This is a genomic window from Mesorhizobium sp. M7A.F.Ca.CA.004.12.1.1 (assembly GCF_003997835.1).
GTDB lineage: Bacteria > Pseudomonadota > Alphaproteobacteria > Rhizobiales > Rhizobiaceae > Mesorhizobium.
Window position 1 is genome coordinate 1 of sequence record NZ_RZRK01000229.1, and the last position, 7,999, is coordinate 7,999.

At 56.8% G+C, this 7,999-nt stretch carries 8 protein-coding genes and 1 pseudogene; 7 read left to right on the plus strand and 2 right to left on the minus strand.

The window, feature by feature from the left end:
• From EN984_RS14305 to EN984_RS14320, 5 genes and pseudogenes are all read left to right on the plus strand, one after another.
• The coding region (locus EN984_RS14305; RefSeq protein ID WP_127383796.1) for an SLATT domain-containing protein at positions 1 to 464 on the plus strand (464 nt) is incomplete at its 5' end.
• 9 nt (positions 465 to 473) lie between these two features.
• Positions 474 to 980: a TIR domain-containing protein gene (locus tag EN984_RS14310; RefSeq protein WP_063169304.1), complete on the plus strand. Its 507-nt coding sequence runs from the start codon at positions 474 to 476 to the stop codon at positions 978 to 980.
• Positions 981 to 1,435: 455 nt separating this feature from the next.
• Positions 1,436 to 1,857 (plus strand): annotated as a pseudogene (locus EN984_RS38750) (transposase); the annotation flags it as partial.
• Between the two features lie 190 nt (positions 1,858 to 2,047).
• A complete protein-coding gene (locus EN984_RS14315; RefSeq protein WP_063169303.1) occupies positions 2,048 to 3,454 on the plus strand; it encodes an aminotransferase in 1,407 nt (468 codons plus the stop codon).
• An 834-nt stretch (positions 3,455 to 4,288) separates the two neighbouring features.
• Positions 4,289 to 5,026, plus strand: coding sequence for a LuxR family transcriptional regulator (locus EN984_RS14320; protein ID WP_127266649.1), 738 nt, complete (start codon positions 4,289 to 4,291; stop codon positions 5,024 to 5,026).
• Between the two features lie 533 nt (positions 5,027 to 5,559).
• Here the strand turns inward: EN984_RS14320 and EN984_RS14325 are convergent.
• Positions 5,560 to 5,841 carry a DUF2285 domain-containing protein gene (locus tag EN984_RS14325; protein ID WP_127266641.1) on the minus strand — a complete coding sequence of 94 codons (282 nt, stop codon included), beginning with the start codon at positions 5,839 to 5,841 and terminating at the stop codon, positions 5,560 to 5,562.
• 116 nt (positions 5,842 to 5,957) lie between these two features.
• Here EN984_RS14325 and EN984_RS14330 point away from each other — a divergent pair, with 116 nt between their 5' ends.
• The gene (locus tag EN984_RS14330; protein ID WP_126097360.1) at positions 5,958 to 6,191 is read left to right on the plus strand and encodes a helix-turn-helix transcriptional regulator; all 234 of its coding nucleotides are present in this window, start codon (positions 5,958 to 5,960) and stop codon (positions 6,189 to 6,191) included.
• A 433-nt stretch (positions 6,192 to 6,624) separates the two neighbouring features.
• Here EN984_RS14330 and EN984_RS14335 read toward each other — a convergent pair whose 3' ends face one another.
• A complete protein-coding gene (locus EN984_RS14335; RefSeq protein ID WP_127266640.1) occupies positions 6,625 to 6,891 on the minus strand; it encodes a DUF2285 domain-containing protein in 267 nt (88 codons plus the stop codon).
• A 110-nt stretch (positions 6,892 to 7,001) separates the two neighbouring features.
• Between EN984_RS14335 and EN984_RS14340 the strand changes: the two genes are divergently transcribed.
• Positions 7,002 to 7,220, plus strand: coding sequence for a helix-turn-helix transcriptional regulator (locus tag EN984_RS14340; RefSeq protein ID WP_126105025.1), 219 nt, complete (start codon positions 7,002 to 7,004; stop codon positions 7,218 to 7,220).
• Positions 7,221 to 7,999: the final 779 nt, after the last annotated feature.

Here is a 7,999-nt window from a genome sequence, read left to right on the forward strand (position 1 = left end):
ATTCAGCATCCCCCCAAACAACCGACCAGATGATGTCGATAAGGGACTCCCCGCTAAAAGAAAGAAAAGACCTGTATCTGCAGAGACGAATCTGCGACCAACGGAAGTGGTACGAGAAGAAGGCGCGCTCGAACAAGAGGTCCGCGAAAGTCTGGATGGGCCTCGGTATTTTTGCATACGCTCTGGGATTCTCGTTCATCGTAGTACGCATCGCTGACCCCGCGATGCCAGGCTGGCCGACCGAGCCGCTAATTGTCATCGCCGCCTCGCTTATCGGGTGGACCCAGATCAAGAAATTTAACGAATTGGCATCGGCTTACACGTTGACAGCTCACGAGATCGGCTTGACTGCCGACCTTATTACGGACGCCAACTCGGATGAGGCATTCTCCGCCGCGGTGAACGAAGCCGAACTGGCTTTCTCACGGGAGCACACCCAGTGGGTTGCTCGTCAAAACAACTAAGAGACAACAATGGCATACAGCGATCCGACCTATGTAATATTTGACGGCGATGAAGACGCTTGGGCATACCGCTTTATGAAAGGGTGGAACGCCAGCGAGAATGTGAGTTTTGAATTCGCGAACGCTCACGATCTGGACAATATGACGAGCCGAGCACAGGACGAAGATTATGTTAAACGCAATCTTCGCAACAGAATGAATGGATCGAGCCAGGTACTTGTCCTGATCGGTGAGAAGACGAAAAACCTTTTTCGCTTCGTGCGCTGGGAAATGGAATTGGCTCTTGATCTAGGTCTGCCGATAATCGCAGCAAACCTTAACGGCTCGCGGCAACAAGATGTGAGCTGTCCGCCTATCATCAGGGACAAATGTGTTGTGCACGTGCCGTTCAAGATGAAGGCCATCAAGCACGCGCTAGCCAATTGGCCGAGCGAATTTCATCGGCTTTCAAACGCTCAGCGTGGCGATGGCGCCAGGAGCTATGGCGAAAGCACCTATCGCGATCTCGGCTTATAATCGCCCACCTAAAAGCACTTAGCCGCCCAAACATCCTCGCCATCCGCTGGCGGCGACTAGCCTTAGCAACGTCCGCCAACGTGTTCCGAGCTTGCCGAGCGATGATAAGAAGAGACGTCCGATTTGCTGAGTTTGGCTGAAAGCTGCAGGTCATGTGCAACCTATTAGAGGAGCCCCGCTCGAAGCGTCGGATCGTCAGACAAGATCACGTCGCGCGAGGGCGCTGGTTTCGCGAGGAAAAGGAGCGGCTGTTCGACGTTTGAGGCTTGATCCAGCGTTTCGAGACTGCACGAGCGGCCAGCATTGATGGAGGCATGCTGCCGCCTTCTGCGAGCCGCAGCTCGGCTCGCCCTGCGCAGCAAACCACGAATTTGCGATCGCAAGAAAGGCAACACGCTGACGATAGAACTTGGCGGCGCTGGTCGGCTGCGAATCAAGATGTCGATGGCAAGGAGCTCTCGCCGCGCGTCTTTGCCGGGCCGAACCTTCTGGCTATGCTCCTTGGAGAAGTCTGCCGAGCACCAGCCGCCGCACCGCCAAAGCGATCAATATGCGCGAGGGCACGACCTCAGCCTCTCAGCGCTGGCCAACCAGGTTGGAGCCTGTGCCGCGGCACGGAACCCGCTGCCTGCTGATCGAGGCGAATGTGCTTTGCCCCTGATCACCTGCATTACCACCCTTGGGAAGGGCAAGACCGATCCGGACCGTCAGAATGTAAGGGATGACCGGCAGTTCGGCGGAACATGGCCGCCGGCGCTCTATCGTGCCTCGCGCGGCCGGCGGGAACAGCGTCCCGAGCGCTATTCATCCGTCAATATCGCCCGCTAATCGGGCACTATGCTGGGCGCATGCGCGTCGTAAGCTGTTCGTGTTTGCAGGACGCGCCCCCGACCCTCGGCTAAGGCGAAGGTGACGCCTTAGTTTTCACGGCAATTCGGGCCGATCCCGCGAATTCCACGGCGAATAACCTGCATTCCCGAGAAACTCAAGGGACGTTTCCGGTATGCTATTTGCTAAACAGGTGGCTGGCCGAGTGCCCTCCGCCAATTTATCGCGAGGAGAGGGACATGCGCTTGAGCAATCTGGGAACCGAGCAACTCCGGGAGAAGGATAGAAGCTTCGTCTTCCATCCTTCTACGCATTTGGCCAAGCACAGCCGAGGCGAAACGCCAAATAGGATTATGGCCGGTGCGGAAGGCGTCTATATCTGGGACACCGAAGGCCGAAGAAGCCTCGACGGTTTCGGAGGACTCTACTGCGTCAACATGGGATATGGATGCACGGAGATCGCCGAGGCCATTGCCAGGCAAGCACACGAATTGCCGTTCGCACACGTCTATGCCAGCCAAGGTACGGAGCCGGTCGCCCTGTTGGCAGAGGCCGTGGTCGAGTATTTCGGTCAGAACATGCGAAGGGTCTATTTCGGCCTCTCCGGTTCCGATGCCAACGAAACCAACATCAAGCTGGTCTGGTACTATAATAACATTCTTGGCCGGCCCGAAAAGAAAAAGATCATCTCGCGAAATCGCGGCTATCACGGGTCTGGATTGGTCACGGGTAGCCTAACTGGCCTTCCCTTCTTTCACAATTTCTTCGACCTGCCTCTGGATTTGGTGCGCCATACAACCACGCCGCACTATTACCGCCAGGCGCGTGTCGAGGAGAGCGAGGAAGCGTTCTCCCGGCGCTGTGCCGATGAGCTTGAAGCCTTGATCCTGGCCGAAGGACCGGAAACGGTTGCAGCTTTTATCGGAGAGCCGGTACTTGGGACAGGAGGTATTGTGCCGCCCCCCAAAGGGTACTGGACGTCCATTCAAGCGGTGCTCGACAAATACGATATCCTTCTAATCGCGGATGAAGTGGTCTGCGGCTTCGCGCGAACCGGCGAGAAGTTCGGTTCCCACCTGTATAACATGCGTCCGGATTTCGTGACCATCGCAAAGGGTTTGAGTTCCGCCTACCTCCCCATCTCCGGGTCAATCATTGGCGACCGTGTCTGGTCGGTTTTGGAACAAGGAACTGAGAAGCACGGCGCACTCGGCCACGGCTGGACATATTCGGGGCACACGCTTTGTGCCGCAGCCGCGCTCGCCAATATTCGACTGCTTAAAGAAAAAAATATTTTGGAGCATGTCCGCGATGTTGGACCGTATTGGCAAGACCGGATGAAGGCCGAGCTGGCGGGACATCCCATCGTTGGTGAAGTTCGCGGAGTGGGTATCCTGTCGGCCGTAGAGATGATGCGGGACCCAAAACAAAGGATACCATTCGAACCCGACCTTCAGGTCGGGGTGCGCACTGCAGCTGCTCTGTTTGAGAATGGTGTCATCGGACGGGCCATGCCGCATGGCGACATCCTCGGTTATGCACCCCCCCTGATCATTACCCGAAAAGAGATCGACATCATTGTCGACGCGACGGTAAAGTCGGTCGATACCACCTATCGCGCGCTGAAGGCGGAGGGTGCCGTATGATTTTGCGATCGCGAAGGAGCGAGTCCGGAGGCAGGCATGTCCCTGCGCGCTACTGCGCCGAGCAGACCCAAAACTGTTGAATTCCAGATATCTGATCTTGAGCATGCTCCGGGCTATTTCAGTCACGATTTGTAACCGAATCAGTTCTGCCGCCGCTGTCCTGTTGCCCAACGACCAGGACCTCTGTGCGGCGCGCCCTGCGGGTGTACCTCCCCGCCGGCAGGGCGCCCTTTTTGACCCACGTAATCAGTATCATTATGGCCCGTGCGGAATCGAGGGTCTGGTAAAGGTCATCTGCACGTTCCGATGCAGATTGAGCTTAGACGTGCCCTTTACATCATTGCAGCGGGCCACGGTCGTCGGTTCCAAAGTGCGGCAATGCCGAAGGTTATCTTCCTTCACATCACAAAGAACAGAATAATAATTGCGGTGTATTTTATCACATCAGGTATATAAAAGGACGATACTTACACACCACCCCGTTCACAAGGAAAGGCATTTTAATATTGTTGAGACGATTTGCCTATCAAAGAAAAGAAAGCATCGCAACACTTCTTTGCGGATCACGGCGCCCCGGGTGGGGGATGAGCGGCTATCCGAATTGTTATGCTAATGCCGACCCAAATTCCTGCAAAAGCTGGGGTCAATGATGGCTTTTGGTCAGCGCAGGATGATTTCTCCTGATTTGGTCGGTGCAGGGGCGGTCATGACTTAATGCATGGCAGCATTCTGGAGCCCGGTCAGCCCAGCGACGCCCGCGAATTCAATCGCGTTTGTCGGACATACACGACGCAGCCGGAAGGCGTGCAGAAAGAGGAAGAATCGAGCGCGACGATGACGAGGGACATGCCACTTGTTTTCGAGACATTCCTTGAAAGACTGTCACAGAGTATGGATGAGGCAGATTTCCGGGATGCCATGGCTGAGGCGGCCGGACGACTTGACCTAATCTTCTTTGCCTACCTCTCCTTGCCAGCACGGCCTTCCGGCAAACCGAGGTTAATTTCGAACTATCCAACCCGCTGGACCAGACAGTATCTGGAAAATCAGTATGAGAAACTCGATCCTGTGGTCTTGCGTGCTCGAAATGGCGGCTGCCCGTTTCACTGGGGATCGAATTTGGGAGGCGATAAAATGTCGCCGGCTCAACAGCAGCTATTCGATGAGGCGGCTCAATTCAGCATCTGCTGCGGTTTGACGATCCCAATTGTCGATCTCCGCGGCCGCACCGCTGCGGTTACTTTTGCCGCCGATGAGCCTCGTCCAGTATTTCTTCGGGTCGCTGAGCGGTACGAACAAGCTCTTCAACTGATGGCGGCCTGCTTTCATCGTTGCGTTCGCCGCAAATTGCCGAGCGATCGAACAGTGGACGGGATTTCGCTGACATCCCGCGAATATGAGTGCCTGAGGTGGGCAGCGCGGGGTAATTCAGCCTGGGTGACCGGCCGCATCTTGGGTATCAAGCCACGCACGATCGCTTTTCATTTGGACAATGCCAAGAAGAAGCTAGGCGTGCGAACCCAAAATCAGGCTATAGCCCTTTTGGGGTCCGAAGGGTCCTCAATTCTCTGAGAAGCTTTTTGATCCCCTTGTGCTCGGGCCATTCGATCGCGCGCTTTGTATCGAGCGTTGACTGGATGCCGAGATCTTCTGTTCCGCCGGCTCGGGCGATGCAGCCGTATTCTTCCAGTCCGCGCCGGTGATCATAGTCTATGGGTGCTCGAGCGGGTGTTTCGTCGCTGACGAGCTAGTCGTGCGGTTATATAGTTTCCGAGGATGGCCCGCTTGCATACCTGCCTGCCGGTAATCTCTAACCCTTGACTTAGGGCGATGGCTATCGGTTATGCGGCTTGAAAGCGAAGAGGTGGACCCTTCGTCGAGCGCCGGTACGATATGGAGTGCTGCTCCGGGCTAATACCCATCCAGACAGAGCGGAACCTTCTATCACGTCAGACGCTCGGACAATTGCCAAAACCCGATTCCTGGGAACTGAATTGTGCTCGCCACCGGGTCCATTTTGCCGGCGCGTCTGTGGTGCAGGCCCCGATCAGCCTGACCAATGGCACAGGAACTGCCTGCTTCTATGACCGAGCACTGCGAATTTGTCAGCTGGCGAACAATTCCTTGTAGCCGCTCGTCACCATCCAGTTCGCACGGTCGAGATGACTACGAAGCGCCTTCCTGGCGCGCTCCGGTTCAAGTGCCGGATCAATGCCGAGGATCAGTTGGGCCATTTCCTCTTCGGGCGCCTCATCGGCTGAGGCGTCCAGGAGCCTCATATAGATGGTAAAGTGCACCCTGTCGTAGGCGGTAAGACGGTCAGACCAAGGGACTTCGTCGAGCAGTGTTGAGCTTTGAGTCCTATCTGTTCCCGTTGATCGATTCATGTCTGCCGCGAACCTCGCATGTTGATCGCTGGATCCAAGGCAGAATATCCCAAAATGGGATAATCCGAAACGGGGATTAGTCGCTGAGCCGGTCTCTACCTGACCGGTTCACCTAAATGCCCAAATCTCTTCGATCTCCCCGCCACCAGCGGTTTCTGGCCCAGTTGATCTCACTGCGCAATGTCAAAGGGCTGACGCAGGCGCAGGTGGCTGAGAAGCTTGGTCGTCCGCAATCTTTCGTGGCGAAATATGAGGGTGGCGAGCGGCGTCTCGATATCATTGAGTTTCTCGACGTAACTGCGGCCCTCGATGCTGATCCGTGTGAGATTCTGTTGAGCCTGCGCACGTAGTGGGCGCCCGCGCCCATCACCGCGCGTGCCGTGTGCCGGTGGGTCGAGCCCCGCTTTTCTTGGCTCTGGCGTCTCGACCATTCCGCTGCGCCTCCTAGCGCGTCGTTAGACTCTCGCAATTCGCTCTATTTGTGCCTTTCCCAGCAGGTGGCGCCGCATCCTTCTAGGCCCGCCGCGGCGTCCCGCAACCCTTAGCCAGCTGTGAGCTTTCAGTAGGTTGTCCATCCGGCCCTTCGGATGCGGTGCGGCTCAGACGGACCCGTTCCTGTCATGATTCGCCGACGCACCCATTCCTGGGAAGCAGCCATTGGCGAGCGGAGGACAAAATGATGAGACAGCGAAGCGCTGGGCCATCCGCGCTGTGGTGATACGTCGATGCATGGTGTTACGCGACTTCGTTGCTTGAAGCGAAGCGACCGCACCGCCCATTTCGTCAACTGGCGAACAAATCCTTGTAGCCGCCCGTCACCACCCAGTTTGCACGGTCGAGATGACTGCGAAGAACGTTGCGTGCGCGCTCAGGTTCGCGTGCCGGATCAATGCCGAGGATCACTTTGGCCATTTCCTCTTCAGTGGCGTTGTCTGCCGAGGCGTCCAGGAGCCTCATATAGGTTGTAAAGTGGTCCTTGTCGTAGGCTGTAATGCGGTCCGACCAGGGGACCTCGTCGGCGAACGGCGTGTTCGATCTGGGCTGCAACATCGCTAATTCTATCTCCGGCCAATGGACCCGCGAAGCCCTGTGCCTGCTAAAATGTGGATTACATATTATAGTTGATAAACTCAAGCCGCCTGATCCGCTGGCTTGCGTGCATGGATATGCGCAAGTTGGTCGGACGAAATGTGCAGAGGATCAGGCAAAGGAAGCGCCTGACGCAGGAGCAGCTTGCGGAGATTTCCGGGTTCAGTCAGCAGTACATCAGCGGCTTGGAGAAAGGCCGAAGAAATCCGACAATTATCACGATCTATGAACTGGCATTGGCCCTCGGCGTCAGCCACATGGATCTGGTTCGGCCCGACAAACAGGGCTGATGCACCCGCCCTCCAAGTAGCTGGCGGCCTGATGGCGCGCGCCGGGTGCTTGTGAACCCACGCTTTTCTTAGGTCCCCCGGCAGCCCCTGCCATTTAGCTCGCCCTCGCGCGGGCGCACCCTATTGGACAGTCGGACGCTGCGTTTTTGTCAGCTTTCCTGGGACGTGGGGTGGTCGGCATTCCCTTTTAGGCCCGCCGCGGCCTGCCGCAACCTTCGCTCTCGCTTCAGGTCCTTCTCTTGTTTACGGTCCTTCGGATGCAGTCCGCCTCTTTCAGCGGGCCTAATCGCTTTCTGTTGCCCGCCCCACGGGGACAGGCACGCGAGACTAGTATGGAGCGTTGCGGTTAGCGCGCGAACAGCAAAGGAACCGAAAAAACCGGCAACTGTCGCAGTATGGCTGAACCAGCCATCGTGTCGGCATCTAGGAGCCGCGTGTTCGCCTTGCGCTGACACGAAGCTCAGACATGACGTCCGGGAGACGATGCTGGCAAATAGTCTGGCTGAAGCATTCCACCCACAATACCAAAGCCCGTCCCGATTCAAAGCGCTTCTGAGCACTCCATCTCAGGCGCGGGGCCAGCTGGCCAGTTCACCTTCTTGGTCCGCCGGAAGAGAGCCCCGCCCTCTCGACAATCGGCTTCATGAGGTCTCGCCCTGCAGTGTCGACCGTAAAAAAGGGCGCGCGAGGCGCCCTTCATTTAAACCGGCAGTCGGGAAGCAGACTTCACTCTGATATTCAAAAGCGGTAGGTGACACCTGCGCCTATCAGCCAGGGAT